Origin of the sequence: Sphingomonas sp. ID1715 (assembly GCF_013044515.1) — a bacterium.
Taxonomy (GTDB): Bacteria; Pseudomonadota; Alphaproteobacteria; order Sphingomonadales; family Sphingomonadaceae; genus Sphingomonas_B.
Map to the genome: position 1 here is coordinate 47,863 of NZ_JABEPR010000002.1, position 24,240 is coordinate 72,102.

A 24,240-nucleotide genomic window follows, 5' to 3' on the forward strand; every position below is an offset into this window, starting at 1 on the left:
CCCCTCACTGGCCAACCACCCGCCGGCCGAAGCCGGGCACGGGTCGCGGCGCGGCCGCCATGTGCGGCTGCACGCCGGGCACGTTGAAGACGGTGCGGCGAAAATTCTTTTCCAGCCGGTCGGCGACATAGGTCCAGAGATTCGTGATCTCAGAGGCGGACTTGCCCTTGGGATCGGTTTCCATCACCGTCCGGCCGTCGATCATCGAAGCGGCGAAGTCGGTACGCTGGTGGATGGTGACCGGCGCGACGGTGCCGTGCTGCGACAGCGCGACGGCGGCTTCGGCGGTGATCTTGGCCTTTGGCGTCGCCGCATTGACGACGAAGATCAGCGGCTTGGCCGCGCGATCGCACAAATCGACGGTGGCGCCGACCGCGCGCAGGTCGTGCGGGCTCGGGCGAGTCGGGATGACGATCAGCTCGGCGACCTGGATCACGCTCTGGATCGCCATGGTGATCGCGGGCGGCGTGTCGATGACCGCGAGCTTGAAGCCCTGCTGGCGCAGCAGGTCAAGGTCGCTGGCCAGGCGCGCAACCGTGGTCTGGGCAAAGGCCGGATATTCGTCCTGCCGTTCGTTCCACCAGTCGGCGAGCGAGCCCTGCGGATCGATATCGATCAGCACGACAGGGCCGGCCCCGGCCCGCTGGGCCTGGACGGCGAGGTGGCCGGAGAGCGTGGTCTTGCCCGATCCGCCTTTTTGCGATGCCATTGCGAGTACGCGCATAGCTTCCCTTTTTGGGTGTGGCTTTCAGCCGCGAAATCGCACGCCAGACGCTAAGATCGGGTTAAGTCCATCTTGCGGGCGGCTTCGCGTCCCGCTCTAAGCTCCATCGATGCTGACCCAGGCCGAAGCCGACCAGATCGTGCGGGAGGGCGTCGCCGCGATGCAGCGCGGTGCGCCAAGCGAGGCGCGCCGGCTGTTCGAGCAGGTCGCCGATGCCGCCAGCGGCGTAGCCGCGCCCTGGCTGCTCATCGCCCAGGCATGCCGCGCCGAACGCGACGAAGCGGGCGAACGCGCTGCCCTCGACCGGCTCTTGGCCGAGCAGCCGCGGCATCTGCGTGGGCTGGTCATGAAGGGTGACCTGCTTGGACGGCAGGGCGACACGCGCGCGGCGCACAGCTTCTACATGCTATCGCTGAAAGTCGCGGAGACGGTTAGCGATGTGCCCCCCGGCTTGAGAGCGGAGTTGCAGCGCGTTGCCGCCGAGCTGGAGCGCGGCAAGGGCGACTATCGGGCCCACCTGGAAGATGCCTTGGCACGCGGCGGCTGGACCGCCACGCGGCTCAGTCAGCGGGTGCGTGACGCGATCGCGCTCGCCAATGGCGAGAAGCAGCTGTTCCTGCAGGAGCCGACCACCTTCTACTTCCCCGGCCTTCCGCAGATCCAATTCTACGAACGAGACGCGTTCGACTGGGTGCCATCGCTCGAGGCGCAGACGGGCGCTATCCGCGCCGAACTCGATGCCGTGCTCGCCAGGACCCATGATTTCCCGCCCTATGTCGATGACGACGAGAATCGTCCGGGCAAGGTGCACAATCTGGTCCGCAACCGTGACTGGGGTGCCTTTCACCTGCTAAGGGGCGAACCGGTCGAACCCAATGCCTCGCTCTGCCCGGTGACCATGGCCGCCCAGAAGGCGGTCCCGCAGCCGGTCATTCGCGGGCGCTCGCCAATGGCACTGTTCTCGCTGCTCAAGCCCGGCACGCACATCTTCCCGCACAACGGCATGCTCAACACGCGGCTGATCTGCCACTTGCCTCTCATCGTGCCGGATGGCTGCCGCTTCCGCGTCGGCAATGAAGTTCGAGCCTGGGAAGAAGGCAAGTTGCTGATCTTCGACGATTCAATCGAGCATGAAGCCTGGAATGACGGCGTATCCCGCCGTGTCGTCCTGCTGTTCGAGATTTGGCGGCCGGAAATTCCCGAAGAGGAGCGGGCCGCCCTCACGACCCTGTTCGAAGCCATCGACGAGTTCCGGGGCGAACCGCTCGACACCAGCGGCTAAGGGTTGCGCCGCGTCGTTCAGTTCCGCCAGTCTGCCGGCGCTATGCCGAGCCCGTGCAACACCACGCTCAGATCACCGAACCTCACGGCCGCGCCCGCGGCTCCCACGACTTTCGGCTTGCCGTGATAGGCGATGCCAAGGCCCGCCGCCTGCAGCATCGGGATATCGTTGGCGCCGTCACCGATCGCGATCGTCGCCGCAGTATCGAAGCCTTTTCCGATCAACGCCGCGCGTTTCTCCTCGGCGCCCAGAATGGGCTCCGCAACGGTGCCGTCGAGCTTGCCGCCCGAGACGCCCAGCACATTGGCACGCGCCTCGTCGAAGCCGATCTCTGCGGCGACCCGATCAGCGAAATAGGTGAAGCCGCCGGAGACGAGCAGTGTCCAGGCGCCGAGCGACTTGAGTGTTTGGATCAGTGTCCGTGCGCCGGGCATGATCCGCACCCGCTCCTCATAGCAGCGCGCGAGGACCGACACATCCAAGCCCTTGAGCAGGGCGACGCGCGCGCGAAGCGAGCCGGCAAAGTCCAGTTCGCCCCGCATCGCCCGCTCGGTAATCTCGGCGACCTGCGGCTTGACCCCGGCATAGTCGGCGAGTTCGTCGATGCATTCGACGGTGATCATCGTCGAATCCATGTCGGCAACCAGCATGCGGGGTATCGGTGCGTCGATAGGCCGCACGAACACGTCGGCCGGGAGCTGTTCGAGAGCGCGGCGGGCCATTGCCGGATCGCCAGCGAAGCGCAGGCGGAAGACAGTGTCGGCCACCTGCTCTGCCGATGCGGCAGCCGGCAGCACTTCGATAAGTGACTGCTTCGTTAACCGCTCTGCTGCTACAACCGTCGCGATGAACACGGCCGACCTCCCGCCGCTGGCGCTCATCGCAGGGCCGACTGCGAGCGGCAAGACCGCGCTTGCGCTCGCCGCGGCGGAATTGGGCCAAGTCACCATCGTCAACGCGGATTCCGCCCAGGTGTATCGCGACCTGCGCATCCTCTCGGCACGGCCCGACGAGATCGACATGAGCCGGGCCCCGCACCGACTGTTCGGCTATGTCGATGGCGCCGAGGCGTGTTCGGCGGCGCGCTGGGCCCGGGACGCCCGCGAACAGATCGCCCTTGCCCATCAGACCGGCCGCGTCCCCGTGCTGGTCGGCGGCACCGGGCTCTACATCCGCACCCTCTTGCAAGGCATCGCGCCCATTCCCGCTATCGATCCCGACATCCGTTCGGCCGTGCGCGGGATGGCGGTCGACGCGGCCTATATTGCGCTGAGGCAGGAAGATCCCGAGGCCGCGGAGCGGCTCGCGCCGGCCGACACGACCCGAGTACAACGCGCGCTGGAAGTGGTGCGCTCGACCGGGCGTCCTCTCGCCCATTGGCATGACCAGCGAGCGGGCGGGATCGGCACGCAGGTGGCGCTTCGGCCGCTGATCCTCGCCCCCCCGCGCGAATGGCTGGTGCAGCGCTGCGACAGCCGCTTCCTCGGCATGGTCGAGAGCGGGGCAGTGGATGAAGTGGAGCGGCTACTGGCCCGCAATCTCGATCCGCAGCTCCCGGTGATGCGTGCCATCGGCGTCCGCGAGATCACCGCCTGGCTGTATGGCGACATGACGCGCGCCGAGATGGTCGAGGCGGGGCGGCAGGCGACGCGGCAATATGCGAAGCGCCAATATACCTGGTTTCGCCACCAGCTCCCGGAAGACTGGCCGCGGCTCGAGGATCCGCTCACGCCCTATCTAATGGAGCTTTCGGCCAAGCGGCTCGTCAACTCAAACTGATCAAGGCTTCGGCGGGCCGATCAATTGTCGGACCGGCTGCGCAATGGTAGAGAGGGCGCCGACAGCCGCTCCCAAGTAGGGGCGGCCGCGCGTTTCGACTTTGCTTTTCCGGGGGTTCTCCAATCATGAAGATCACGACTCGTCTGGTGCTCGGCGCTGCCGCCGTGGCCTTGACCGCAATGCCCGCCAGCGCCGCCGTCGATTTCATCAAGGCGCAGGCCGGGCTCGACGCCATGAGCAAGCTCAATGCGATCGTGCTTGGCAATATGGGCATGACGTCGGATGTTGAGGGCAAGCTGTTCGTGGGCGGGCTGCTCGGCGGCAGCGGGACCGTGGCGAGCGGCGCAAGCAACGGCCAAGGCTTCGTCGCTTCCTCCTTTGCCAGCCTGACGGTCGGCGGAAATCTCGGCGCCAGCAGCGTCAATGTGCTGAATGGCATCGGCTTGCCCGCCGTGCAGGTACAGATTGGCGGCAATGCCATTGGCTTGGGTGTGAACGCCGCCTCAAGCCTCACCAAGGTCGGCGGTTCGTTCAACAACTCCGGCTTCAATCCCACCGCGAACAAGAAGGTTAGCTACGGCACCACCGCCTCGAATGTGCAGGCGCAAGACCAGGCGTTCGTCACCAAGGATGCGAGCCTGGCCGTCGGCGGCGCGAATGACCTGAAGGCGTCGATCGCTGCTACGACGGCGAGCTTCAGTGACAATTTCGCCAACCTGTCTGCAGCCTTGGCAGGGCTGTCGCTCGCCAGCAACCCGAGCAGCATCACCATGGGCGGGCAAGGCCCCACCTTCAATGTGGTCAAGGGCAACAATGCCTTCGCGCTGTTCAACATCAACGCGAATCTGCTGTCGTCGGCCGAGATCAACTTCAACGTTTCCGGCAGTGCCTATCCGATCATCATCAACGTAACCGGGACCAACGTGAACTGGACGGCGAACTCGATCGGCGGCTTCAACGAAAGCCTGAACCGGTCGATCATCTGGAACTTCATCGACGCGACGTCGGTCAATCTGCAGCGGATCGTGCACGGGTCGGTCCTGGCCCGGAACGCGGCGGTGACGAACAACACGCCGATCGAAGGATCGCTGGTGGCGAAGAGCTTCACTCAGGGCGGCGAAGTCCATCTGGGCACCTTTGGCTACACCGTTCCGTTCGCCGTTCCCGAGCCTGCCAGCTGGACGATGATGATCGCCGGCTTCGCGCTCGCCGGCGCGGCGATGCGGCGAAGGAACCCTCTCGGTCTGCGCGCTGCCTGAAAGGCTGGATTCCGGGTTGCGGGACTGCTAGGCAGATACAGATGACTCGTCCGGTGCGCCTCGACGACTGCTGCGGCATTTTCGCCGCGCCGGTTGCGTGCGCCCTTATTGGGCTCGTACTTATTATCCCCTGACACGCCGTCCGGAGACGAGGTCCCATGCAGGCCGTCCGATCTCCGGGCGGCCTTTTCTTTTGTGCTCACTCACCAAACATTGAAATAATATTATACGGAAGCTGCTTGACCCTATTCACTTGTTTCTCTAGCAGCCGCCGTCCAGCAAGGTTGGGACGAATGCCGAAAGAACTGAGCGGAGCCGACATTCTGATCCAGGCGCTGACCGACCTCGGCGTCGAATATGTGTTCGGCTATCCGGGCGGTGCGGTGCTGCCGATCTACGACGCACTGTTCCGCCAGAGCCGGATCAAGCATATTCTTGTGCGGCACGAGCAGGCGGCGACTCACGCCGCCGAAGGCTATGCCCGCTCGACCGGCAAGCCCGGCGTCGTGCTCGTCACTTCGGGTCCCGGCGCGACGAATGCCGTGACCGGCATCACCGACGCGCTGATGGACTCGATCCCGATGGTGGTGATCACCGGCCAGGTGCCGACCGCACTGATCGGAACAGACGCCTTCCAGGAAGCCGACACGATCGGCATCACTCGCCACTGCACCAAGCATAATTATCTGGTGAAGGACCCCGCAAGGCTGGGTGCCGTGATTCATGAGGCGTTCCACATCGCCACTTCGGGCCGTCCGGGGCCCGTCGTGATCGACATTCCCAAGGACGTGCAGGTAGCGAGCGCTGCCTATGCCAAGCCAGCCGCCATCCAGCACAAGACCTATCGTCCTCAGGTCAAGCCCGACACGCGGCTGATCGAAACCGCCGTCGAGATGCTGGCAGCGGCGGAGCGGCCGATCCTCTACACGGGCGGCGGCATCATCAACTCCGGTCCCGGCGCGTCGCAGCTCCTTCAGGAACTCGCCAAGATCACCGGTGCGCCCGTCACCTCCACGCTGATGGGTCTGGGCGCCCTTCCCGCATCTTCGAACCAGTGGCTCGGCATGCTCGGCATGCACGGCACCTATGAAGCCAATCTGGCGATGCACGGCGCGGACCTGATCCTGTGTCTTGGCGCGCGCTTCGACGACCGTGTGACGGGGCGGCTCGATGCGTTCAGCCCGCTATCCAAGAAGATCCACATCGACATCGACCGCTCTTCGATCAACAAGAATGTTCGCGTCGATCTAGGCATCGTCGGCGACGTCGGCCGCGCGCTCGAGGACATGATCCGCATCTGGAAAGGGCGCGGCTACCAGAAGAACGATCTGTCCGCCTGGTGGCGGCAGATCGAGGAATGGCGCGGCAAGGCCTGCCTCTCATTCCCTGAAAACGGCAAGGAGATCATGCCGCAGCGGGCGATCCGTGCGCTCTACGAGGCGACCAGGGACCGCCAGCCGATCATCACCACCGAAGTCGGCCAGCACCAGATGTGGGCGGCCCAGCATTTCGGCTTCGAGCGCCCGAACAAGTGGCTTACCTCGGGCGGGCTGGGTACTATGGGCTATGGCCTGCCGGCCGCGATCGGCGCGCAGCTCGGGCACCCGAACGCGCTCGTCATCGACATCGCCGGGGAAGCGTCGATCCAGATGAACATCCAGGAGCTGGCGACGGCAACGCAATACCGGCTGCCGATCAAGCTCTTCATCCTCAACAACGAATATATGGGCATGGTCCGCCAGTGGCAGGACCTGACCTATGGGGGCCGCTATTCAGAGAGTTACAGCGACTCCTTGCCGGATTTTGTGAAGCTGGCTGAGGCCTATGGCTGGACCGGGCTGCGCATCGAGAGCCCCGATCAGCTGGGCGATGGCATCACCGCGATGATCGACACCCCCGGCCCGGTGCTGGTGGATTGCCGCGTCGCCAAGCTCGCCAATTGCTTCCCGATGATCCCATCGGGCGCCGCCCACACAGACATGATCCTCCAGGCCAACGAAGTGTCGGGCGAGATGGACGACGAAGCCAAGGCGCTGGTCTGATGCACATCCTGGAAGAAGCCAAGGAGCGGCATACGCTCTCCGTCGTCGTGGACAACGAGCCCGGCATCCTCGCCAGGATCGCCGGCCTGTTCACCGCCCGCGGCTATAATATCGAGAGCCTGACCGTTGCCGACGTGACCGAGGACGAGAGCGTCAGCCGGATCACGATCGTCACCTCGGGCGCGCCGGCGACGATCGAGCAGATCATCGCCCAGCTCGACCGACTGGTGCCGGTGCACAAGGTTACGGACCTGACCGAGCTTGGTCCGCACGTCGAACGGGAGCTGGCGCTGGTTAAGGTCGCGGGCACCGGCGATCATCGCATCGAGGCGCTGCGCCTCGCCGACGTGTACCGGGCCCGGGTCGTCGATGCGACGACGGCGAGCTTCGTGTTCGAAGTCACCGGCGGGCCGGACAAGATCGACACGTTTGTTACGCTGATGCGCGAAGTCGGGCTGGTCGAAGTCGCCCGCACCGGCGTCGTCGCCATCGCCCGCGGGCGGGAGGCGGTGTAGCACGAGCTGTCATCCCGAACTTGTTTCGGGACAAGCTTACCACCGACGGGTGTTTGGGCGATCTGGTTCACTCCGGGTCGCGCTCCACCCTTGTCCCGAACCAAGTTCGGGATGACGAAGAAAGAAGGGGAAGAAGCATGCGCGTTTACTACGACCGGGATGCCGATCTCGGCCTGATCAAGACCAAGAAGATCGCGATCGTCGGCTATGGCAGCCAGGGCCATGCCCATGCCCAGAATCTGCGCGATTCCGGCGTGAACGAAGTGGCCATCGCGCTGCGCCCCGGTTCAGCGACGGCGCAGAAGGCGGAAGGCGCCGGCTTCAAGGTGATGAGCAACGCGGAAGCCGCCGCTTGGGCCGACCTGGTCATGATCCTCGCGCCCGACGAGCACCAGGCGGCGATCTATGCCGATGATCTGGGGCCGAACCTCAAACAGGGCGCTGCCCTCGCCTTCGCGCACGGGCTCAACATCCATTTCGGCCTGATCGAGCCGCGCTCCGATCTCGACGTGATCATGGTCGCGCCCAAGGGGCCGGGTCACACCGTTCGCTCAGAATATGTGCGCGGCGGCGGTGTGCCATGCCTCGTCGCCATCGACCGGGACGCGAGCGGCAACGCGCACGACCTCGCCCTCTCCTATGCCTCGGCGATCGGCGGGGGCCGGTCCGGTATCATCGAGACCAACTTCCGCGAGGAATGCGAGACTGACCTGTTCGGCGAACAGGCGGTGCTGTGCGGGGGCCTGACCCACTTGATCCAGGCGGGCTTCGAGACGCTCACGGAAGCGGGCTATGCGCCCGAAATGGCCTATTTCGAGTGCCTGCACGAAGTGAAGCTGATCGTCGACCTGATGTATGAAGGCGGCATCGCGAACATGCGCTATTCGATCTCGAACACCGCCGAATATGGCGACATCACCACCGGTCCGCGCATCATCACCGACGAGACCAAGCGCGATATGAAGCGGGTGTTGGACGACATCCAGTCGGGCCGCTTCGTCTCCAAGTTCGTGCTCGACAACCGCGCTGGCCAACCCGAACTCAAGGCCGCGCGCAAGCGTGCCGCCGCCCATCCGATCGAAAAGGTCGGATCGGAGCTGCGCGCGATGATGCCCTGGATCGGCGCCAACAAGCTCGTCGACAAGGCGAAGAACTAGCCACATCTTCTCGCTCGTCCCGATCCGAGCTTGGGACGAGCGGGAGTAAAGCGCGCGTTCAGACGAGCCAGAGCAGCATGGCCCTATGCTGAGCCTGGCCCTCACCCTTCTCGCCGCCCCGGCAGCCATCGACGCCTGCCCGGGCATCGATCCGGGCCTGCGCCGCGCGCGCGGTACCAACTGCTACGGCATTACGCTACGCGAGTGCGGGGCGGATCGGGCACGCGCCTATCTCGGCCTGCGCGCGACTCCGGCAGTCCGGCTGCGCGTCCGGCGCGCCGTCGGCCATGACCAGATCCGCTGGATCAGGCCTGGCGAGCCGGTAATCCAGGACCTGCGGCGCAACCGCCTCAACATGCAGCTCGACAAGCGTGGCCGGATCGCCATCGCCGATTGCTACTGATGCCGGGATCGGGCTAGTTTCCGCTAAAATAACTGGAGGTTGCCATGCGCCGTTCGCTCCTGGTTCTGTTGCCGCTCGCTCTCGCCGCGCCGCTGATCGCGCAAGGGCCGATGTCCAAGCCCGGCAGCGCCAACACGGCCGGCATCAGCGGCGGCACCTACACGGTCGATCCCGGCCATACCCAAGTGGTGTGGACGCTCGATCACCTCGGCTTCTCGCCCTATACGGGCATCTTCGGCGACGTGACCGGCACGCTGACGCTCGATCCGAAAAATCCCAAGGCGGCGAAGGTCGATGTGACCATTCCTGTGTCGAAGGTGACGACGGCCAGTGCCGGCCTCACCCAGCATCTGCTTCGTCCGGGCAAGGATGGCGGCAGGCCGGACTTCTTCGGCGCCTCCCCTGCAGACGCGCGCTTCGTCTCGACTTCGGTCGTGCCGAACGGCCAGAAGGCTCAGATCACCGGCAATCTGACGCTGAACGGCGTCACCAAGCCGGTGACGCTCGACGCCAGCTTCTACGGCGCGGGGAAGATGCCGGCTCAGATGGGCGGCAAGGAAAATGTCGGCTTCCGCGCTACGACGACGATCCGGCGTAGCGAGTTCGGGCTGGGCTTCGGCGTACCAATGGTCGGCGACGAGGTGAAGCTCGACATCGCCGCCGCGTTCCAGAAATAGGCGTCAGATCGCCGCGTAGCTGGTGAACAGCGCCTTCACGCTCGGGCTGGCGCCGCGCGTCAGCTCCGCCACCTTGCCGAAGATCGCGTCACGTCGGTTTTCGGCGGCGAAACGTTCGAACGCCATCTCCCAACCGCCGAACTCGCGCTCGTCGATCTGGCGCTCGGAGAGCTTGACGATGGCGAAATGGCGATCGTCCCTCAGGATGCGCGCGTAGGTCTCTTCAACCTGCACTGCCGGACCTTCGAGCAGTTGCAGGAAGCGCTTGCCATTGAACAGCAGCAGGCCGCTCACTCGCGCGCCTCCGTTGTTGCGACGCGAGACCGCGAGAATATCGTCGACACCATCCCAGCCGACCTGCGGCCGTGCGGTGCTGATGTAACAGAGCTGAATCATGGACTTACCACTCGCTGCGTCCCGCCTGCCGAGGCGATAGCGGCAATCAGTAACTGTGGATTTAACGAAGCGAAGGGCTGGACATTGTTAACCATGCCACGCTAGCGGAACCGGCATGGGACCGCTCCGCGCCCTTCTTCTTCGACTTACGCGCCCTTAGGCGCGCGCACCTGCATGCGGCCAAGGCGCCGCGCCTAAGGGCAAAGCAGACTGAAACTCAGCCAGCTTCTCCGGAGAAGACCCATGTTGCGCGACCCGTCCATAAAATACCGCCCCTTCCCGCAGGTGCCGTTGCCCGATCGGCAATGGCCCAGCCGGACCATCGACAAGGCACCGATCTGGCTGTCGACCGATCTGCGCGACGGCAATCAGGCGCTGATCGATCCGATGGATGGAGAGAAGAAGCAGCGATTCTTCGACCTGCTGGTGCGGATCGGCGTCAAGGAAATCGAGGTTGGCTTTCCCTCGGCCGGGCAGATCGAGTTCGACTTTATATCCGGCCTCGTCCGGTCCGGTCGCGTGCCCGACGATGTCACCGTGCAGGTGCTGACCCAGAGCCGCCGCGACCTGATCGAGCGCAGCTTCGAAAGCCTGGAAGGCGCCCGGTCGGCGATCGTGCACCTCTACAATGCCGTATCGCCGTCATGGCGGCGCATCGTATTCAACCTGGACGTGGCCGGCGTGAAGGCCATCGCGATCGAGGGCGCCTCGATCCTGCGAGATCAGGCGGCGCGCTATTCGGGCACCGACTGGCGCTTCGAATATAGCCCTGAGACCTTTTCCACCGCTGAGCTCGACGTGTCTTTGGAGGTGTGTTCCGCAGTGATGGACGTGCTCCGCCCGACGGCGGAGCGGCCCCTCATCTTCAACCTGCCGGCGACGGTCGAGGCGGCGACGCCCAACATCTATGCCGACCAGATCGAATATTTCTGCCGCAACATCCCCAATCGCGAGGCGGTGATCGTCTCCCTCCACACGCACAATGATCGCGGCACCGGCGTCGCGGCGACGGAACTCGGGCTGCTGGCGGGTGCCGACCGGGTCGAAGGCTGCCTGCTCGGCAATGGCGAGCGGACCGGCAATGTCGATCTCGTGACAGTCGCGCTCAACATGTACACGCAGGGGCTCGATCCGCGTCTCGACCTGTCGAACATCGACGAGATCGTGAACACGGTCGAATATTGCACCAACATCAAGACGCATCCGCGCCAACCCTATGCGGGCGAACTGGTGTTCACCGCCTTTTCCGGCTCCCATCAGGACGCAATCAAGAAGGGCTTCGCCGCGCAGGCCGAACGCAATGATGAGCTGTGGGACGTGCCCTATCTGCCGATCGACCCCGCCGATCTCGGCCGCTCCTATGAGGCGGTGATCCGGGTTAACTCGCAATCGGGCAAAGGCGGCGTCGCCTGGGTGCTGGAGCAGGACCAGGGCCTGAAGCTGCCCAAGCGCATGCAGGCGGATTTCAGCCGCCATGTTCAGGCGCTGGCCGACCAGACCAGCCGCGAGCTGAACGCGGAGGATATCTGGGCCGTGTTCCGCCGCACCTATGCGCTCGATGGCGGCCGTCTCGCACTCGTATCCTATCAGGAACAGCAGGACGCCGCGCACCGCATCTTTGCCGGCCGGATCGCGCGCGATGGAGACGAGCGGAGCGTCAGCGGCCGCGGCAACGGCCTGATCTCGTCGGTCCTGGCAGCACTCGCGGAAAGCTTCGGAATCGTCCTAGAGGTCGCCGACTATAGCGAACATGCGCTCGGCCATGGCAGCGACGCGCAGGCCGCCGCCTATGTCGAATGCCGCACACCGACCGGCGCCACGGTGTTTGGTGTCGGGGTGGATGCCGACGTGGCCACCGCCAGCGTCAGGGCCGTGCTCAGCGCCGCAAACGTTCTGGAAAGTCAGGCTTAGGCGAACGCACCTTCGACGGTCTGGTAGATTTTGGCACGGGCAGAGAAGTCAGCTTCCGCCTCGAAGCGGAGGCGAGCGAGGTCGAGCGCGGCCTGCTTGTCGCCCGGCACCGCGAGCAACTGCATGTCCCAGGAGCGGAAGCGCCGCGTCGGCACATCGCCGTCATCCAGGACCGCGAAATCTTCATGGCGCGGATCGCGCTTCAGCCGCTCAACGAGATTTTCAATGGCTTCGGGAGCGCCCTCAATGGTCTGGCAGAAACGCTCGCCGTTGAAGACCAGGAGGCCGGTGATGCCGTCCAACGCGTTCAGGCGACCCGCCTCCAGCCCCAAAAACGTGAACTCGGCTTCGGACATCGAGTCGCTCACGCGGCTCACATAGGTCAAGCTACGCAAGTTGCTCATAACGCACGGCCGTAAGGTAACCGCCGGCTAACACAAGCTATTTCCTTTTCGTGCCGGTCGGATGCGCGATGGTCGCGAGCCGGACTGAACGCGCCGCGCTATTGGTCAGCTGGACGATATAGCGGCCAGGTACGACCTCGAAGCTGACCCGCTTGAAGATACCGCCGCAGCCTAAATGCCGGTGCGCCGAGGCGACGACGGTCTTGCCGTCCCGGACCAGGTCCACATAGGCTTTGCCGGACAGCAGCACATCGAGCGTCCCCGCCTGGGCTACGTCGATAGCGGCGAGCCCGGCATAACCGCCGACAGCTGGCTTGCGAGCATTTCCTGTTGCGAGTTTAACCTGCCCGCTCGGAAGCAGCTGGAGCTGGTGCGCCGTCTCAGGCTTCAGGGCAAAACGAAAACTCGGCACCCGAGCGGCGGCATGACGCTCCGGCACAGCCCAGCCGGCCGGCTCCGGACAGGCTTCCGCAAGTGCCGGAGCCGAGATCGCGACACTCGCAGCGACGACAAGCTGTTTGAACATGAGAAGGCCTCCCCCGCTTTCGGGAGAGGCCTGGCAGGTAGCGTGAGAGGCCGCCACGCCGCCGGTGCCTAGTGGACGGACCCGAGCCCGGAGATCGTGCGGTCCACCAGCGCCTTGTCGGCATTGGCATCGTGGCGCTCGGCGATCAGCTTGGCGGCCGCTGCCGCTGCCGCCTCGGCTGCCTTGGCGCGGACCTCGGCAATCGCCTGACGCTCGGCTGCTGCGATCTTGTCCTCGGCCATCTTTACGCGGCGGGCGCTGAGCTCGTTCGCCTTCTGCTCGGCGTCCGCGATCAGCGTCTTTGACTCTTCCTGCGCATGGGCGACGATCTTCGCCGCGTCCTGCTCGGCGCCAGCGATCTTGCGCGCATATTCGTCGCGCAGGGCCTCGGCCTCCGCGCGCAGGGTCTTGGCCTCGTCGAGCCGCTGGCGGATCGCGGCGATCTGGTTGTCCAGCCCGCGCGTAATCAGGCCCGGCACCTTCTTCAACAGCAGGATGACGATGAAGACGACCATCGCCAGGGAGACCCAGGCGGTCGCATCCATGCCGAGCGCGGCGGGATCCGGGTGGTTGGTCTCGCCGACACCGCCGGCATGCCCTTCCAGCGCCTCGCCGCCGGTGTGCGGAGAGCCCTGGAGCTTGTCGGCTTCGGACAGGTTGTGGGCCACTTCCGCCGACCCGGCGCTCACATTCTCAGCCATTGGCCAGCACTGCCTTCACTGCATCGCGCGCTTCCGCTTCGCTGACATTCGCGCCCGACAGGCGGGACACGATGGTCTGCGCGGCCTCGGCTGCGACGGCTTCAATCTCGCCCATCGCCGCCCTGCTGGCATCGGCGATCCGCGCCTCTTCCGCCGTCAGACGAGACGCGATCCGCTCATTGGCGGCGGCAAGCGTCTGTTCCGTCGCCTTGGCAGCGGTCGCACGCGCTTCGCCGATCACCTTTTGTGCATCGGCACGGATGGCATTCTCGCGGGTCCGCCACTCTTCCTCCGCCCGGTCGGCCGCCGCCCGCGCCGCCTCGGCCGCCGCCAGATCGCCGGTGACGGTCTGGTCGCGCTGGTCGACATTGGCCTGGATCTTCGGAACCATGCCGAGGCCGATCACCACGAACACGATGCCGAAAGTCAGCAGCAGCCAGAAAATCTGCGACGCATAGGTCGCCGCGAGCTGGGAAATCTGAGGCATCTTACCCTCTCGGACCGGGCACCCGCATGCGAGTGCCCGGTCGGATCAGTTAGGCAACGAAGATCAGGATCATCGCCACGACGAAGGCGAGGAGACCCAGCAGCTCGGCGGCCGCGAAGCCGATGAACAGACGGCCCTGCTGGCTGTCGGCCGCGCCCGGATTGCGTAGCGCGCCTTCAAGGAAGTTGCCGAACACGGTGCCCACACCGATGGCGGCCATGCCGGCGCCGATCGCGGCGAGACCGGCACCAACGAGCTTGGCTGCTTCTGCGTCCATTATAGTAACTCCTGCGTGTAAAACGTTGACGGGTTTAGTGAAGATGTTCGGCGTCGTTGATGTAAAGCGACGTCAACAGCGCGAAGACATAGGCCTGGATGCCGGCGACCAGCACTTCGAGCGCGGAAATGCCGATCATCAGTACGAAGCTGGGGATACCGACGCCGAGCCCAAAGCCCGCGCCCGCATTGGTCGAGTTGATCACGAAGCCGGCCAGCACCTTCAGCAGCACGTGGCCCGCGGTCATGGCGACGAACAGCCGTAGCCCGAGCGAGAAGGGCCGGACCATGAACGACACGAACTCGATCACCGGGATAAGCCAGATCAGCCACAGCGGCGTACCGTGCGGCACGAACAGGCTGAAGAACTTCAGACCATGCTTGAAGAAACCCACGATCAGCACGATCGAGAAGCTCATGATCGCCAGCACGCCGGTGACGGTGAAGTGGCTGGTGAAGGTGAACGGGTGAATACCGACCAGGCCGAGCGGCAACAGGCCGAGCAGATTGGCGAACAGGATGAACATGAACAGCGAGAAGACGTAGGGCAAGTATTTCCGCCCGTCCTTGCCGATGTTCGCCTTCAGCATGTTGTCGATGAAGCCGGTGAAATTCTCGACCATCATCTGCCAGCGGCCGGGCACCAGCGCGCGCTTCATCCCGCCGAGCATGAACAGCCACAGCACGACGACCGTAACCAGCATCCACGCGGCGCTGTTGGTGAAGGCGATCTGCTGACCGCCCAGGTTGAAGCCGTTCGCGATCGTCTGCACCTCGAACTGGTGCATCGGATCGATCTTGCCGCCACTCGCCAACGTTTCCGACCCTTAAACTAAGCCAAGCGCCCGAAGATCACTTCGAGCGCTGGTTCGAAATCCGGATGATGTTCCTGAACGCGACCACTATTCCGAGGAACAGCAGCGTGAGCAGGAGCCATGGGGATGTCCCGAGAAAGCGATCCAGCACCCAGCCGATCAGCGCTCCTCCGGCCATGCCGCCGATCAGTTCGGCAAGAACGCGATTGCCGAGGTTGTAATCAGCCTCGCCCTTGTCGCGCGTCTCGCCTGACCTGACCGCCTCCTCCGTTCGGGCGCGCTGCAACCGCTCGTCGAGCGTTTCCAGCCGCGCATCCTCGCGGATCGGGTCCAGACCGGGCTCGTTCTCCGCCATGCGTCTTCTCCTCGTAAAGCGAGGTCTCGTGGACCTTCACGGAGAGCGAAAAACGCACGGAGGCGAGCGACCCCGCCAAGGCGCGGCCCGATTAGGTGAGGAGTCGGGGGGTGTCAACACGGCACACCCGTCAACGCCGCTTCTGGTGCTTGATCGTTGGCGCAGAACGATCCACCATCGTGCCGCCTTCGGGGGAGAGGCGTCCGATGACGACGAACTTCACGCCAGCGCAATCCGGCTCGGCTGCGGCATTGCCATGGGAAACGTGGTCGCAGGTACCATCGGATCGCTGAAGCGGATGGACTATACGGTCATCGGCGACAGCGTGAACCTTGCGTCGCGCCTGCAGGGCTTGACGAAAATCTATGGCGTCCTGGTGATTGCCTGCGGCCGGACGGTGGCAGCGCTGGGCGACAGCTTCTCGCTGCGCCCCCCGACGCGGTGCGGGTCCGTGGCCGGCGGGAACCGGTCCGCATTTTCGAAGTGCGCTTTATCGACGTCGCCGACATGGACCTATTCGGCCGATATGCCGAGGCGATGCGGCTGTTCGCCGAACGTCGCTGGAGCGCCGCCCGCTCCGCTTTCGCGGCGCTTTCCGACGATTATCCGAAGGACGGCCCGACCGCGACGATGCTCAATCGCGCCACACAGCTGCAAGACATGCCGCCGCCGCCGCAATGGGACGGGGTCTGGGACGATCTGGGCGGCCAGTCCGCCGCTCAGTCGGCAAGTCTGCGTTCCTCGGCTCTGCGCCGATAGGCGCGGGCGAGCGTCTCGTGCGCGGCGTGCGCTGCGTGATGCGAACTCGTCTGGGCCAGCCGGGCATGTTCATCTGCCCTCCGCGCCCAATAGTCAGACTGCGACTCCGACATTGCTCTTCTCCCCCGGCATCGCCACCGCAAAGGGCAGCGAGTCGGCAATCCACAGCTTAGCATCTCGGCTGTGGAAAACCTGCTCAAATCGCCTCGGGTCGGGCATTTCATCGCATCGGCCGCCGGTTCGATCGGCAGGTTGAAAATTCGGTGCTTTTCCGCCATTTGGCTTGGCATGCTTTCGCAACGGACTCGCTACGCCATCCGGGCGCTGCTGCACCTGTCCGACCGGTTCGGCAAAGGGCCGGTCCAACTGACGGAAATTTCGGTCGCGCAGAACATCCCGGCGAAGTTCCTGACCGTTATCCTGTCCGAAATGGGGCGCGCCGGCCTCGTCGAGACGCAGCGCGGCAAGGACGGCGGCTATTGGCTCGCCAAACGGCCCTCGGAGATCAGCTATGGCGACATCATCCGGCTGACGCGCGGCAGCCTGGCGCTGGTGCCGTGCGCGAGCCGGCTCGCCTATGAGCCGTGCAAGAACTGCGTCTCCCAGGAACAATGCCGCATTCACTGGGTAATGCTGAAGGTTCGGGACGAGATGGCGCGGATCCTCGACACGATTCGCCTGTCTGATCCCGTGCCGGTTCCCTTGGAAGACGTAGCGGCGGAATAGCGAGCATTGTCGCGCGGTTTCGTTTCGCTATGAAACCGGCATGAGCCTGCCGCCGATCTTCGACCGCCTGCGCCTGCCGATCATCGGCTCGCCGCTGTTCATCGTCTCGGGACCCGATCTCGTCATCGCGCAGTGCAAGGCGGGGATCGTCGGGTCCTTCCCGGCGCTCAATGCGCGGCCTCAGTCGCTGCTGGACGAATGGCTGCACCGGATCACCGAAGAGCTTGCCCAGCATAATCGCGATCATCCGGACCGGCCCGCGGCGCCTTTCGCCGTCAACCAGATCGTGCACAAGTCGAACGACCGACTGGAACAGGATGTCGAGACCTGCGCCAAGTGGCAGGTACCGATCGTGATCACGTCCCTAGGCGCGCGTGAGGATTTGAACCAGACGGTGCATGGCTGGGGCGGCATCACGCTTCATGATGTCATCAACGACCGCTTCGCGCGCAAGGCGATCGAAAAGGGTGCCGATGGCCTCATTCCGGTTGCGGCCGGGGCGGGCGGCCATGCCGGCGTACAGTCGCCCTTCGCGCTCGTCTCCGAAATCCGGGAGTGGTTCGATGGCCCCATCGCGCTGTCCGGTGCCATCGCGACCGGGCGCTCCGTCCTTGCCGCCCAGGCCTGCGGTGCCGACCTCGCCTATATCGGGTCGGCGTTCATCGCGACGGCCGAGGCCAATGCCGATCCCGGTTACAAGGCGGGGATCGTCGCCGGCCGCGCGTCGGACATCGTCTATTCCAACCTCTTCACCGGCGTGCACGGCAACTATCTGCGCCAGTCGATCGAAGCGGCCGGGCTCGACCCCGACAACCTGCCCGAGGGCGATTACAAGACGATGGATTTCGGCGGCGGGGCGAACCAGGCCAAAAAGGCGTGGCGTGACATCTGGGGCTCGGGCCAGGGCATAGGCGCTGTGACCGCCGTAGAAAGCGTCGCCGACCGCGTCGATCGGCTGGAGCGGGAATATCGCGCCGCCTATGCCGAGCTGCAGGCCAAAGTCAGGACTTAGCAGCTTGCGTCAAAGCGCCTGTTCGAGCCGTCGGATCAGGTCGAGCGCCGGACTGTCGGGCTCGGGCTCGATCATCTCCTGGTCGATGCGGGAGACGCGGTCGTAAAGGTCGATGCTTCCCGCCGCGATCTCCCGGGCTGCCGGCGGCAGCGCGGCAATCGCGGCAGCATCGCTGCCTGCGGCCTGGCCAAGTCGCCGCGACTCATGCGTGGCCGCCCGCTCGGGGATTTCGCCGGCCGCCACTGCCTTGCGGGTCAGAAGCCAGGCGATAACGTGCATCAGCCGCGTCGTCACTTTCAGCGACTCGCAGGAGAAGGCGACCCGATCGATCGGCGCAAGGCCGTCGCGGTCGGCGCGGCCGATCTCGTCGAAATAGCTCCGCGCTTCGTCCGCCAGCACCATCGCCTCGGTGTAGAGGCTGTCAACGAGCCGCGCGGTCATCAGTTTCTTGGTCTGTTCCAAAGGCATGGCTCATTCTGCCACAGACGGGGCGCCGCCGGAATGTCGCTTCGCGGTAAACGCCGTCCCGTTCTGGGGCGGGGTCACGCGATGATATCGGGTATCAGCTGGTCTTCCAGCAGCGCGATCTCGTCCTTCAGCCGGAGCTTCCGGCGCTTCAGCCGCGCAAGCTGCAGCTGATCGACATGCGCGCTCGCCATCAGCGCGGAAATCGAGTCGTCGAGGTCGCGATGTTCGATCCGCAGCACGCCAAGGCGCCGCTCAATCTCTTCCTCGCTCATGCCCATCAGGGCAGACTAGGCAGGTTCCGGCACCGGCTCAAGCGGCCCATCGCACGCGCCGAGACGGTTCGTCGCAATGCTGTCACATAGCGCAAGACAGGGGCCCAAAGCTGTGATTAACTTCCTTCCCCATCGGCGAAACGAAGAGGAGAGTCTCGCAATGGACAATTCGCATCTGGCAGCCCTTCAAGCCAAGCATGCGGGGCTGGAAGCCCTGATTGTCAGCGAACTGCAACGACCTCACCCCGACGACAGCACCGTCGCCAGCCTCAAGAAGCAGAAGCTCCGTCTCAAGGACGAGATGGCGCGGACCTGATCCCGGACGTCGCGGCGCCGGCCGGCCGGCCGGCGCCTAGCGGCGGCCCAGACCTTCCACATATTTGAGCGCGCGACCGGGCACTAGCACGGGCTTGATGAAATCCGGTGTGCTCGCCCCATTCGATACTGGCTTGCGTGCAGCTTCGGGATCGATCTCGCGATCGAAGCGGATGCCGAAGCGGCGACCCTCGCACCAGGCAATCTCGCCCTTTACCCGGCCGATATTGCGCAGCTCGGCGGTCAGGCGTTGGCCGCGCACGATTTCAGGCTCGGGCTCTTCGGCCAATTCGATCATCATGCCGCCCGCAGACAGGTTGCGGACGCGTGCACCGACGCTGCCCTGATCCAGTCCGAACAGGGTCGTGGTCAGAAAAAAGGCGCGCCGTTCGGATGCTCGGTCGCTGGCCGAGTCGGTGTTCGTTTCGGGATCATGCTGCATGGTCCAGCCTGATGCCGGGAATAGATCGACAATCGGTAAAGATCGGGAATTTCGAAGTTATTCGTCGCGCGACACCTTTTCCTGCCGCTCGTGCTTCTCCTGCGCCTCAACCGTCATCGTGGCGATCGGCCGGGCCTCCAGACGAGCGAGCGAGATCGGTTCGCCGGTCACTTCGCAATAGCCATATTCGCCTTCGTCGATCCGGCGCAGCGCGGCATCGATCTTGGAAATGAGCTTACGCTGCCGGTCGCGCGTGCGCAGTTCGATCGACCAATCGGTTTCGCTCGATGCGCGATCGGTCACGTCGGGCTCCCGCAGCGACTCCGTCTGCAAATGCGCCAGCGTATCCTTCGCTTCGCGGAGGATGTCTTCCTTCCAGTTGATCAGCTTGCGGCGGAAATACTCGACCTGCCGCGCATTCATGAACGGTTCGTCGGCGCTGGGCCGATAATCGTCGTCATTGACCGGCGTCGGCAGTTTGCCGCCCGCCTCAACGCTACTCAACGCCGTCGCCATAATCGTCTCCGCTCCACCGTCGCGGCCCAACTATGATGTGGGGTCCGCGCCCCTTTTGCCCGGGTGCGGCCTATACGCGTGCGCAAGACTCCGCACAAGCAGCGGAATCAGAAGCGTCTTTCGTTTCGTCGCATTGGCACTCGGCTTACCGCATCTTGCGGGAACTTGCTGCGGGCGACGAATTCACGCCTCGGAAATGATCCTCTCGATCTGATCCACCGGGTGGTTGGTCAGGTCCTTGGCGATCTCGCCGACCAGTCGGCGCTCGACTTCCTTGTGGTAGTGCTTGCGCAGGTCGCCCAGCGTGGAGGGCGGGGCGACAATCAACAGGCTCTCAAAAGCGTTCGCCAACGCACGTTCCTTCAGCATGGCGGCCGCGTCCTCGGCAAAGCGCGTCTCTTCGAGCGTATGAAAGTCGGTGTCGGAATAGGCGCTGCGGCCGCCCGTACGGTAACCCATCGTGCCAGAGCTGGAAAAGGTCGTGCCGGGCTCATCCGTGCCTTGATCGGCAGTCTTCGGATTCTTCTGCTCGGTCGCGGTGACCACCTGCAGGTTCGGATAGGCTTCGTCGCCCTCGTTGCGGAAGAACAGCATCTTGCGGCCGTCGGCGACGAGCACATAGCCGTTGTTCGGGATCTGCATCGGGGAACCTCCATCTTCGCTTGATCGGCCACTGAACGCCTGCCCCGCCGTCGGGGTTGCGCGCCTCCCCTGCCCTCGCTAGCCGCGCCGGATGCACGATATCCGCCTGATCCGCGACGATCCCGCAGCCTTCGACGCCGGCTTGGCGCGCCGTGGGCTGGAGCCGGTCTCGGCCGCGCTGATCGCTCTCGACGAGCGCCGCCGATCCGCGCAGACTGAGCTGCAGGCTTCGCTCGCCCGGCGCAACGAGACCTCGAAGGCGATCGGCATCGCCAAGGCACAGAAGCGCGACGACGAGGCCGCCACGCTGATGGCGGAGGTCGCTGCGCTGAAGGAGCAGGTGCCGCAGCTGGAAGAGGCCGCGCGGGAAGCGGACACGGCGCTCGAAGCCAACCTCGCCGTCATCCCGAACATCCCGGCAGCCGACGTTCCCGAAGGCGCAGACGAGAATAGCAATGTCGAGATGAAGCGCTGGGGTACGCCGCGCGAGGGCGACTATCCCGAACATGCCGATTTCGGCCCTGCGCTCGGCCTCGATTTTGAGAGCGCAGCGGCGATCGCCGGCGCACGCTTCGCGGTGCTCAAGGGCGGCATTGCCCGTCTCAATCGCGCGATCGGGCAGTTCATGCTCGACAGGAACACGAGCGAGTGGGGCTATACCGAGGTCAACCCGCCGCTGCTGGTTCGCGATCAGGCGATGTACGGCACGGACAAGCTGCCGAAGTTCGCTGAAGATTCCTTCCAGACCACAGACGGTCGCTGGCTGATACCGACCGCGGAAGTGAGCCTGACCAGCCTCGTGCTCGGCCAGCTGCTGAGCGAGAAAGAACTGCCGCTCCGCTTCACCGCGCTGACGCCCTGTTTCCGTTCAGAAGCGGGATCGGCGGGCCGCGACACCAAAGGGCTCATCCGCCAACACCAGTTCGAAAAGACCGAGCTCGTCTCGGTCGTCACGCCGGAAGCGTCGGACGAAGAGCATGAGCGGATGACGCGGGCGGCGGAGTCGATCCTGGAAGCGCTGGACCTGCCCTATCGCCGCATGCTGCTCTGTACCGGAGACATGGGCTTCGGTGCCCGCAAGACCTACGATCTCGAAGTCTGGCTGCCCGGCCAGCAACGCTATCGCGAGATCTCGAGCTGCTCGAACTGCGGCGACTTTCAGGCGCGGCGGATGAACGCGCGGTTCCGGCGCGAAGGCGGCAAGCCGGAGTTCGTGCACACGCTGAACGGATCGGCCCTGGCAGTTGGACGCACATTGGTCGCGGTGCTGGAAAATTGTTGGCAGCCCGACGGCACCGTGCGCATTCCCGAGGCGCTGCACCCCTATATGGCCGGCGTGACGGAGCTGCGCCCGGCCTGACCTCCGTCGCCGATTTCGTTAGACCGGTCGTAACCAGGTAACTCCTCTCGCCGGCCATGCTATGGCCGCCGGCAACAGGGGAGATCGAACATGCACGCGAACCATCTGGCGGCGGCTGTCGCCTTGAGCTTGAGCACGGCCGTCGCGGCCCAGGAAGCGCCGCAGCCGGCCTTTTTCGTCGGGACCGGCGCCGGCAGCTCGATAGCGCGCGTGGATGGCTATGACGCCGGCGGCAAGGCCTTGGCATCCATCCTGCCTTACAACAGCTTCACCGGCGGCGTTCGCGTCGCGACGGGCGATGTGAACGGCGACGGTCTCGCCGACCTGGTGACCGGCGCCGGGCCCGGTGGCGGTCCGCACGTGAAGGTGTTCGACGGAAGCACCGGCACCGAATTGCGCAGCTTCTTCGCCTATGAGGCAGGTTTCGTCGGCGGCGTGCAAGTCGCGACCGGAGATCTGGACGGCGACGGCCGCGCCGAAGTGGTGACCGGCGCCGGAGCGGGCGGCGGGCCGCATGTTCGTGTGTTCAGCGGCGCCGATGGATCGGTGCGGCAAAGCTTCTTTGCCTTTGGCGATGGCTTCACCGGCGGTGTGAGTGTCGCGGTCGGGGATTTCGCCGGCGATGGCCGGGCGGACGTGATCGTCGGGGCCGGAGCAGGCGGCGGCGGCCATGTGCGCGTGTTCGATGGCCTGAGCGGCGATGTGCGCGCCGACTTCTTCGCGTTCGAGAATGGCTATGCGGGCGGCATGTCGCTCGCCACCGGCGACTTTCTGGGACAGCATGCCCTGTTCGTCGGCGCGGGCGAAGGCAGCGCGCCACTGGTCAGGATCTTCGCGCTTGATGATGCCAGGCTGCTCGGATCCTTCCTCGCCTTCGATCCCGGCTTTACCGGCGGCGTGAACGTCGGTTTTGCGCGCCTGAACGGCCGCGACACACTGCTGACCGGGATGGCCAGCCGCGGCGGCACCCTAGGTCTGGTCGATGTCGGCACGCGTCGCAACGGCGGCGGCCGCGCCGACCAGCAAGGGGCGACCGAATTCCTGACGCCGTTCGGTCCTAACTATGTTGACGGCCTGTCGGTGGCCGGCGTCGCCGCGCCGGTGCCGGAGCCGGCGAGCTGGGCGCTGATGCTGACCGGCTTCGCCGCCGCCGGCTTCGGCATGCGGCGGCGATTGCAGGCACCGGCCGCGTCCGTTAACGCCGCCTGAGGCGCCGCCTTCCCGCCGGCGCCTCGACCCAGCGGAGTAAGTGCGTGCGGATTCTCCTGACCAACGATGACGGCATCAACGCCGCCGGCCTCAAGGTTCTGGAGCAGATCGCCCGCCGCTTTTCCGACGATATCTGGGTGGTCGCGCCCGCCGAGGAACAGTCCGGCACCGGCCATTCGCTAACGCTGAGCCGGCCGATCCGGCTGCGCAAGCTGGGTGAGCGGCGATTCTGCGTGACGGGCACGCCGACCGACAGCGTGATGATGGCCGTCGGCCACCTGATGAAAGAGCTGAAGCCGGACCTGGTGCTGTCCGGCGTCAATCGCGGCGCCAACCTTGCCGACGATATCACTTATTCGGGCACGGTTTCCGCGGCCATGGAAGGCGCGCTGGCGGGCGTCCGCTCGATCGCGCTCAGCCAGGTCTATGCGCGCGAAGGCATGGGCGACACCGTGCCGTTCGACGCGGCCACTGCCTGGGGTGAGCGGGTGCTGGAGCCCCTGCTGGCCGCACCGTCAGAACCTCGCACGCTCATCAACGTGAACTTCCCCGCCCTGCCCGCCGATCGGGTGAAGGGCATTCGCGTCGTGTCGCAGGGCTTTCACGATTATGGCCGCGCTCGTATCGACCAGCGCACCGATCCACGCGGCTATGATTATTTCTGGTTCGGCCTGCGTCCGATGGTCCATACGCCCGCCCACGCCACCGATATCGAAGCGGTGGCGGACGGGTATATCTCGGTGACGCCGCTGCAGCTCGACCTGACTCACCGGCCCAGCCTCGCCGCGCTCGAACAGGTTTACCGCTAGA

The 24,240-nt window shown here is 65.1% G+C and carries 31 protein-coding genes and 1 pseudogene; 17 read left to right on the forward strand and 15 right to left on the reverse strand.

The window, feature by feature from the left end:
• Window positions 1-4 precede the first annotated feature (4 nt).
• Window positions 5-724, reverse strand: coding sequence for a ParA family protein (locus HJG53_RS05150; RefSeq protein ID WP_171128292.1), 720 nt, complete (start codon window positions 722-724; stop codon window positions 5-7).
• Window positions 725-833: 109 nt separating this feature from the next.
• Here HJG53_RS05150 and HJG53_RS05155 point away from each other — a divergent pair, with 109 nt between their 5' ends.
• The gene (locus HJG53_RS05155) at window positions 834-2,006 is read left to right on the forward strand and encodes an aspartyl/asparaginyl beta-hydroxylase domain-containing protein (protein WP_171128294.1); all 1,173 of its coding nucleotides are present in this window, start codon (window positions 834-836) and stop codon (window positions 2,004-2,006) included.
• A 17-nt stretch (window positions 2,007-2,023) separates the two neighbouring features.
• Here the strand turns inward: HJG53_RS05155 and serB are convergent, their stop codons facing one another.
• Window positions 2,024-2,728, reverse strand: coding sequence for a phosphoserine phosphatase SerB (gene serB / locus HJG53_RS05160; RefSeq protein WP_254447609.1), 705 nt, complete (start codon window positions 2,726-2,728; stop codon window positions 2,024-2,026).
• Between the two features lie 124 nt (window positions 2,729-2,852).
• Here serB and miaA point away from each other — a divergent pair, with 124 nt between their 5' ends.
• The 7 genes from miaA to HJG53_RS05195 all read left to right on the forward strand — a co-directional run bounded on the left by miaA (window position 2,853) and on the right by HJG53_RS05195 (window position 9,838).
• Window positions 2,853-3,785, forward strand: coding sequence for a tRNA (adenosine(37)-N6)-dimethylallyltransferase MiaA (gene miaA / locus HJG53_RS05165; RefSeq protein ID WP_171128298.1), 933 nt, complete (start codon window positions 2,853-2,855; stop codon window positions 3,783-3,785).
• A gap of 125 nt (window positions 3,786-3,910) precedes the next feature.
• Window positions 3,911-5,044, forward strand: coding sequence for a collagen-binding domain-containing protein (locus HJG53_RS05170; protein ID WP_171129611.1), 1,134 nt, complete (start codon window positions 3,911-3,913; stop codon window positions 5,042-5,044).
• Window positions 5,045-5,337: 293 nt separating this feature from the next.
• Window positions 5,338-7,086: an acetolactate synthase 3 large subunit gene (locus HJG53_RS05175; protein WP_171128300.1), complete on the forward strand. Its 1,749-nt coding sequence runs from the start codon at window positions 5,338-5,340 to the stop codon at window positions 7,084-7,086.
• Window positions 7,086-7,601: an acetolactate synthase small subunit gene (gene ilvN / locus HJG53_RS05180; protein ID WP_171128302.1), complete on the forward strand. Its 516-nt coding sequence runs from the start codon at window positions 7,086-7,088 to the stop codon at window positions 7,599-7,601. The genes HJG53_RS05175 and ilvN overlap by 1 nt, the downstream gene beginning before the upstream one ends.
• Before the next feature lie 137 nt (window positions 7,602-7,738).
• Complete coding sequence (ilvC, locus tag HJG53_RS05185) at window positions 7,739-8,758, forward strand: ketol-acid reductoisomerase (protein ID WP_171128304.1); 1,020 nt, start codon at window positions 7,739-7,741, stop codon at window positions 8,756-8,758.
• Window positions 8,759-8,843: 85 nt separating this feature from the next.
• On the forward strand, window positions 8,844-9,161 hold the full coding sequence (locus HJG53_RS05190; protein WP_171128306.1) for an I78 family peptidase inhibitor: 318 nt from the start codon (window positions 8,844-8,846) through the stop codon (window positions 9,159-9,161).
• 44 nt (window positions 9,162-9,205) lie between these two features.
• Entirely contained in the window at window positions 9,206-9,838 is a 633-nt protein-coding gene (locus tag HJG53_RS05195) for a YceI family protein (protein ID WP_171128308.1), read from the forward strand.
• A 3-nt stretch (window positions 9,839-9,841) separates the two neighbouring features.
• On the opposite strand, the gene HJG53_RS05200 is transcribed toward HJG53_RS05195, so the two are convergent.
• Entirely contained in the window at window positions 9,842-10,234 is a 393-nt protein-coding gene (locus HJG53_RS05200) for a BLUF domain-containing protein (protein WP_171128310.1), read from the reverse strand.
• Between the two features lie 243 nt (window positions 10,235-10,477).
• On the opposite strand from HJG53_RS05200, the gene leuA reads away from it, so the two are divergent.
• Window positions 10,478-12,145 carry a 2-isopropylmalate synthase gene (gene leuA, locus HJG53_RS05205; RefSeq protein ID WP_171128312.1) on the forward strand — a complete coding sequence of 556 codons (1,668 nt, stop codon included), beginning with the start codon at window positions 10,478-10,480 and terminating at the stop codon, window positions 12,143-12,145.
• Here leuA and HJG53_RS05210 read toward each other — a convergent pair.
• The 7 genes from HJG53_RS05210 to HJG53_RS05240 form a co-directional block, all read right to left on the reverse strand.
• Window positions 12,142-12,549 (reverse strand): BLUF domain-containing protein, encoded by a 408-nt coding sequence (locus tag HJG53_RS05210; protein WP_302477354.1) that lies wholly within the window; start codon window positions 12,547-12,549, stop codon window positions 12,142-12,144. The genes leuA and HJG53_RS05210 overlap by 4 nt on opposite strands.
• Before the next feature lie 37 nt (window positions 12,550-12,586).
• A complete protein-coding gene (locus HJG53_RS05215) occupies window positions 12,587-13,075 on the reverse strand; it encodes a hypothetical protein (protein WP_171128317.1) in 489 nt (162 codons plus the stop codon).
• A gap of 68 nt (window positions 13,076-13,143) precedes the next feature.
• Entirely contained in the window at window positions 13,144-13,776 is a 633-nt protein-coding gene (locus tag HJG53_RS05220; protein ID WP_171128319.1) for a F0F1 ATP synthase subunit B, read from the reverse strand.
• On the reverse strand, window positions 13,769-14,263 hold the full coding sequence (locus HJG53_RS05225) for an ATPase (protein WP_171128321.1): 495 nt from the start codon (window positions 14,261-14,263) through the stop codon (window positions 13,769-13,771). Before HJG53_RS05225 ends, HJG53_RS05220 begins: the two co-directional genes overlap by 8 nt.
• A 49-nt stretch (window positions 14,264-14,312) precedes the next feature.
• Entirely contained in the window at window positions 14,313-14,540 is a 228-nt protein-coding gene (locus tag HJG53_RS05230; protein ID WP_171128323.1) for a F0F1 ATP synthase subunit C, read from the reverse strand.
• 34 nt (window positions 14,541-14,574) lie between these two features.
• Window positions 14,575-15,354, reverse strand: coding sequence for a F0F1 ATP synthase subunit A (locus tag HJG53_RS05235; RefSeq protein ID WP_171128325.1), 780 nt, complete (start codon window positions 15,352-15,354; stop codon window positions 14,575-14,577).
• Window positions 15,355-15,391: 37 nt separating this feature from the next.
• The gene (locus HJG53_RS05240) at window positions 15,392-15,709 is read right to left on the reverse strand and encodes an AtpZ/AtpI family protein (RefSeq protein WP_171128327.1); all 318 of its coding nucleotides are present in this window, start codon (window positions 15,707-15,709) and stop codon (window positions 15,392-15,394) included.
• On the opposite strand from HJG53_RS05240, the pseudogene HJG53_RS19070 reads away from it, so the two are divergent.
• The 4 genes and pseudogenes from HJG53_RS19070 to HJG53_RS05255 form a co-directional block, all read left to right on the forward strand.
• Window positions 15,708-16,109 (forward strand): annotated as a pseudogene (locus tag HJG53_RS19070) (adenylate/guanylate cyclase domain-containing protein); the annotation flags it as partial. The gene HJG53_RS05240 and the pseudogene HJG53_RS19070 overlap by 2 nt on opposite strands.
• 83 nt (window positions 16,110-16,192) lie before the next feature.
• Window positions 16,193-16,468 (forward strand): hypothetical protein, encoded by a 276-nt coding sequence (locus HJG53_RS18590; RefSeq protein ID WP_254447563.1) that lies wholly within the window; start codon window positions 16,193-16,195, stop codon window positions 16,466-16,468.
• Window positions 16,469-16,756: 288 nt separating this feature from the next.
• Window positions 16,757-17,194 carry an Rrf2 family transcriptional regulator gene (locus tag HJG53_RS05250; protein WP_171128332.1) on the forward strand — a complete coding sequence of 146 codons (438 nt, stop codon included), beginning with the start codon at window positions 16,757-16,759 and terminating at the stop codon, window positions 17,192-17,194.
• 40 nt (window positions 17,195-17,234) lie between these two features.
• Window positions 17,235-18,206 carry a nitronate monooxygenase family protein gene (locus HJG53_RS05255; protein WP_171128334.1) on the forward strand — a complete coding sequence of 324 codons (972 nt, stop codon included), beginning with the start codon at window positions 17,235-17,237 and terminating at the stop codon, window positions 18,204-18,206.
• A 9-nt stretch (window positions 18,207-18,215) separates the two neighbouring features.
• Here HJG53_RS05255 and HJG53_RS05260 read toward each other — a convergent pair whose 3' ends face one another.
• Both HJG53_RS05260 and HJG53_RS05265 read right to left on the reverse strand, forming a co-directional pair.
• A complete protein-coding gene (locus HJG53_RS05260; RefSeq protein WP_254447564.1) occupies window positions 18,216-18,674 on the reverse strand; it encodes a DUF1465 family protein in 459 nt (152 codons plus the stop codon).
• Window positions 18,675-18,748: 74 nt separating this feature from the next.
• Entirely contained in the window at window positions 18,749-18,946 is a 198-nt protein-coding gene (locus HJG53_RS05265) for a YdcH family protein (protein WP_171128336.1), read from the reverse strand.
• Window positions 18,947-19,106: 160 nt separating this feature from the next.
• Here HJG53_RS05265 and HJG53_RS05270 point away from each other — a divergent pair, with 160 nt between their 5' ends.
• Window positions 19,107-19,262, forward strand: coding sequence for a YdcH family protein (locus HJG53_RS05270; RefSeq protein WP_171128338.1), 156 nt, complete (start codon window positions 19,107-19,109; stop codon window positions 19,260-19,262).
• A gap of 36 nt (window positions 19,263-19,298) precedes the next feature.
• Here the strand turns inward: HJG53_RS05270 and HJG53_RS05275 are convergent, their stop codons facing one another.
• The 3 genes from HJG53_RS05275 to HJG53_RS05285 form a co-directional block, all read right to left on the reverse strand.
• The gene (locus tag HJG53_RS05275; RefSeq protein WP_171128340.1) at window positions 19,299-19,703 is read right to left on the reverse strand and encodes a PilZ domain-containing protein; all 405 of its coding nucleotides are present in this window, start codon (window positions 19,701-19,703) and stop codon (window positions 19,299-19,301) included.
• Window positions 19,704-19,760: 57 nt separating this feature from the next.
• Window positions 19,761-20,219: an RNA polymerase-binding protein DksA gene (gene dksA, locus HJG53_RS05280; protein WP_171128342.1), complete on the reverse strand. Its 459-nt coding sequence runs from the start codon at window positions 20,217-20,219 to the stop codon at window positions 19,761-19,763.
• Between the two features lie 183 nt (window positions 20,220-20,402).
• Entirely contained in the window at window positions 20,403-20,861 is a 459-nt protein-coding gene (locus HJG53_RS05285; RefSeq protein ID WP_171128343.1) for a host attachment family protein, read from the reverse strand.
• A 91-nt stretch (window positions 20,862-20,952) separates the two neighbouring features.
• On the opposite strand from HJG53_RS05285, the gene serS reads away from it, so the two are divergent.
• From serS to surE, 3 genes are all read left to right on the forward strand, one after another.
• On the forward strand, window positions 20,953-22,221 hold the full coding sequence (gene serS / locus HJG53_RS05290) for a serine--tRNA ligase (protein ID WP_171128345.1): 1,269 nt from the start codon (window positions 20,953-20,955) through the stop codon (window positions 22,219-22,221).
• A gap of 90 nt (window positions 22,222-22,311) precedes the next feature.
• The gene (locus HJG53_RS05295; protein WP_171129615.1) at window positions 22,312-23,430 is read left to right on the forward strand and encodes an FG-GAP-like repeat-containing protein; all 1,119 of its coding nucleotides are present in this window, start codon (window positions 22,312-22,314) and stop codon (window positions 23,428-23,430) included.
• Window positions 23,431-23,474: 44 nt separating this feature from the next.
• Complete coding sequence (surE, locus tag HJG53_RS05300; RefSeq protein WP_171128347.1) at window positions 23,475-24,239, forward strand: 5'/3'-nucleotidase SurE; 765 nt, start codon at window positions 23,475-23,477, stop codon at window positions 24,237-24,239.
• Window position 24,240 lies beyond the last annotated feature (1 nt).

What these genes read in the sequence shown, in the direction of transcription:
- HJG53_RS05150 (WP_171128292.1), bottom strand. Translation starts at nt 724, where the DNA reads ATGCGCGTACTCGCAATGGCATCGCAAAAAGGCGGATCGGGCAAGACC.
- HJG53_RS05155 (WP_171128294.1), top strand. Translation starts at nt 834, where the DNA reads ATGCTGACCCAGGCCGAAGCCGACCAGATCGTGCGGGAGGGCGTCGCC.
- serB (WP_254447609.1), bottom strand. Translation starts at nt 2,728, where the DNA reads ATGGCCCGCCGCGCTCTCGAACAGCTCCCGGCCGACGTGTTCGTGCGG.
- miaA (WP_171128298.1), top strand. Translation starts at nt 2,853, where the DNA reads ATGAACACGGCCGACCTCCCGCCGCTGGCGCTCATCGCAGGGCCGACT.
- HJG53_RS05170 (WP_171129611.1), top strand. Translation starts at nt 3,911, where the DNA reads ATGAAGATCACGACTCGTCTGGTGCTCGGCGCTGCCGCCGTGGCCTTG.
- HJG53_RS05175 (WP_171128300.1), top strand. Translation starts at nt 5,338, where the DNA reads ATGCCGAAAGAACTGAGCGGAGCCGACATTCTGATCCAGGCGCTGACC.
- ilvN (WP_171128302.1), top strand. Translation starts at nt 7,086, where the DNA reads ATGCACATCCTGGAAGAAGCCAAGGAGCGGCATACGCTCTCCGTCGTC.
- ilvC (WP_171128304.1), top strand. Translation starts at nt 7,739, where the DNA reads ATGCGCGTTTACTACGACCGGGATGCCGATCTCGGCCTGATCAAGACC.
- HJG53_RS05190 (WP_171128306.1), top strand. Translation starts at nt 8,844, where the DNA reads ATGCTGAGCCTGGCCCTCACCCTTCTCGCCGCCCCGGCAGCCATCGAC.
- HJG53_RS05195 (WP_171128308.1), top strand. Translation starts at nt 9,206, where the DNA reads ATGCGCCGTTCGCTCCTGGTTCTGTTGCCGCTCGCTCTCGCCGCGCCG.
- HJG53_RS05200 (WP_171128310.1), bottom strand. Translation starts at nt 10,234, where the DNA reads ATGATTCAGCTCTGTTACATCAGCACCGCACGGCCGCAGGTCGGCTGG.
- leuA (WP_171128312.1), top strand. Translation starts at nt 10,478, where the DNA reads ATGTTGCGCGACCCGTCCATAAAATACCGCCCCTTCCCGCAGGTGCCG.
- HJG53_RS05210 (WP_302477354.1), bottom strand. Translation starts at nt 12,549, where the DNA reads ATGAGCAACTTGCGTAGCTTGACCTATGTGAGCCGCGTGAGCGACTCG.
- HJG53_RS05215 (WP_171128317.1), bottom strand. Translation starts at nt 13,075, where the DNA reads ATGTTCAAACAGCTTGTCGTCGCTGCGAGTGTCGCGATCTCGGCTCCG.
- HJG53_RS05220 (WP_171128319.1), bottom strand. Translation starts at nt 13,776, where the DNA reads ATGGCTGAGAATGTGAGCGCCGGGTCGGCGGAAGTGGCCCACAACCTG.
- HJG53_RS05225 (WP_171128321.1), bottom strand. Translation starts at nt 14,263, where the DNA reads ATGCCTCAGATTTCCCAGCTCGCGGCGACCTATGCGTCGCAGATTTTC.
- HJG53_RS05230 (WP_171128323.1), bottom strand. Translation starts at nt 14,540, where the DNA reads ATGGACGCAGAAGCAGCCAAGCTCGTTGGTGCCGGTCTCGCCGCGATC.
- HJG53_RS05240 (WP_171128327.1), bottom strand. Translation starts at nt 15,709, where the DNA reads ATGGCGGAGAACGAGCCCGGTCTGGACCCGATCCGCGAGGATGCGCGG.
- HJG53_RS05250 (WP_171128332.1), top strand. Translation starts at nt 16,757, where the DNA reads ATGCTTTCGCAACGGACTCGCTACGCCATCCGGGCGCTGCTGCACCTG.
- HJG53_RS05255 (WP_171128334.1), top strand. Translation starts at nt 17,235, where the DNA reads ATGAGCCTGCCGCCGATCTTCGACCGCCTGCGCCTGCCGATCATCGGC.
- HJG53_RS05260 (WP_254447564.1), bottom strand. Translation starts at nt 18,674, where the DNA reads ATGCCTTTGGAACAGACCAAGAAACTGATGACCGCGCGGCTCGTTGAC.
- HJG53_RS05265 (WP_171128336.1), bottom strand. Translation starts at nt 18,946, where the DNA reads ATGAGCGAGGAAGAGATTGAGCGGCGCCTTGGCGTGCTGCGGATCGAA.
- HJG53_RS05270 (WP_171128338.1), top strand. Translation starts at nt 19,107, where the DNA reads ATGGACAATTCGCATCTGGCAGCCCTTCAAGCCAAGCATGCGGGGCTG.
- HJG53_RS05275 (WP_171128340.1), bottom strand. Translation starts at nt 19,703, where the DNA reads ATGCAGCATGATCCCGAAACGAACACCGACTCGGCCAGCGACCGAGCA.
- dksA (WP_171128342.1), bottom strand. Translation starts at nt 20,219, where the DNA reads ATGGCGACGGCGTTGAGTAGCGTTGAGGCGGGCGGCAAACTGCCGACG.
- HJG53_RS05285 (WP_171128343.1), bottom strand. Translation starts at nt 20,861, where the DNA reads ATGCAGATCCCGAACAACGGCTATGTGCTCGTCGCCGACGGCCGCAAG.
- serS (WP_171128345.1), top strand. Translation starts at nt 20,953, where the DNA reads ATGCACGATATCCGCCTGATCCGCGACGATCCCGCAGCCTTCGACGCC.
- HJG53_RS05295 (WP_171129615.1), top strand. Translation starts at nt 22,312, where the DNA reads ATGCACGCGAACCATCTGGCGGCGGCTGTCGCCTTGAGCTTGAGCACG.